The sequence below is a fragment of the Candidatus Bathyarchaeota archaeon genome (genome assembly GCA_026014465.1).
Classification (GTDB): Archaea; Thermoproteota; Bathyarchaeia; order Bathyarchaeales; family Bathycorpusculaceae; genus JADGNF01.
Genome location: JAOZID010000013.1, coordinates 1 through 1491, shown reverse-complemented (window position 1 = coordinate 1491; position 1491 = coordinate 1). Strand labels below are relative to the sequence as shown.

At 45.7% G+C, this 1491-nt stretch carries 2 protein-coding genes; both read left to right on the top strand.

Features of this window, described 5'->3' with window-relative positions; all coding sequences use genetic code 11:
• Positions 1-533: hypothetical protein (locus NWF04_10810; GenBank protein MCW4007056.1), on the top strand; the 533-nt coding region annotated here is incomplete at its 5' end.
• A 29-nt stretch (positions 534-562) separates the two neighbouring features.
• Entirely contained in the window at positions 563-1348 is a 786-nt protein-coding gene (locus NWF04_10805; GenBank protein MCW4007055.1) for an ABC transporter permease, read from the top strand.
• Positions 1349-1491: the final 143 nt, after the last annotated feature.

The following is a 1491-nucleotide window of genomic DNA, read 5'->3' as shown; positions in this document are numbered from 1 at the left end:
GCAAAGTCGTAGTCCTAGACACACCAGACAACCTCAAGGCGCGACTGCAAGGAGATGTTGTGAGTTTAACGGTCAAAGACCAATCCGCAGTAGAAAAGTTGCGCCCGCTTTTGGAGAAAATGAGTTGGGTTAACAAAATTAATGTCGTTGCGTCAGGAAACAACTACGCAGCGATGAGCCGCATGATAAACATGCCAATGAACCATTCGGGTTCTCATTCTCATGGGATGGGTCATGCTGATGCTCAGGCTCCTCCAGTTCCGGACAGCAACGGAAAAGACCTGGAACTAAACGGTGAGAAATGTCCGAAATGTTTGAATCTGCTTCTTGACAGTGGCGGTCACAGAATACCTGAGATTGTTAAAATCGCTGAAAACGCTGGCGTAGTTTTGGATTCTGTGGAGATGCGTAAACCCACTTTGGATGACGTGTTTTTGTCAGTAACTGGCAGAAACATCCGCGACGAAGAAGGCTCGTTTAAGGACATGGTGCGCAGCTTCAGAATAATGAAACAACGACGGACCCAACATTAAGGTGAAAACAGGGATGGTGAAACAATAAAATGCAGCCGATATCTGGACAAGCAATCTACGTTGTTTTAATGCGCGAACTCAAACGTTACTGGCGCGCAAAAGCACGAGTAATCTCATCCGTTGCGCAAAGCATCTTCTTTTTAGCCATTTTCGGACTAGGACTTGGCAGCTTCATTGGCAACTTCGGCGATGTAGACTATCTTTCGTACATGGCCCCCGGAGTTATTGGCATGGGACTTTTGTTTGGTTCTGTATATTCAGGTGTTTCCGTAATCTTTGACCGCCAATTCGGGTTCATGAAAGAAATGATGGTCGCACCAGTAAGCCGAACCAGCATCATACTAGGAAAAATTCTGGGCGGCGCCTCCACCGCAACAATCCAAGGAATGATACTACTTGTAGTAGCCGCATTAATGGGCGCATTCAACCTGTCTCCAATATTTGTTGTCGGCGCAGTCGCATCAGTAGGAGCGATGCTCATGATTACCTCAGGATTTGTTGGGTTGGGCGTGGCAATTGGTTCAACACTAAACGATTTTCACGCATTTCAGTTGCTGTCAACCTTTGTAATGTGGCCAATGTTCATGCTCTCAGGCGTGTTCTTTCCAATCGACGTATCGCCCCTGCCCCTGCAAATTGTCATGTTATGCGACCCAATGTTTTACGGCGTAGAACTGCTACGTTGGTGCCTTCTAGGCGCAGGCTCACCATTTCTTGGTCCGCTTGGCTGGCTGATTTGTTTAGTTGTGGTATCTGCCTTCAACGCTTTGATGGTTGGTTTGGGAACTTTTCTGTTCTCACGAGCCCAAATCTAGTCCCGACCATTATTGGGGGACAAACAATTTTTTGCACCAATTTCGTGATTTTTGTTTAAAATATGCGATTTCTTATTGTTCGAAGATAAAATCTAAAATACAACATACATGAAAAACCACGTTAGGAGGAACAAAAAATGGGA

Bases quoted from the DNA above. Each gene is read 5' to 3' on its own strand.
- NWF04_10805 (MCW4007055.1), top strand. From the start codon at position 563: ATGCAGCCGATATCTGGACAAGCAATCTACGTTGTTTTAATGCGCGAA.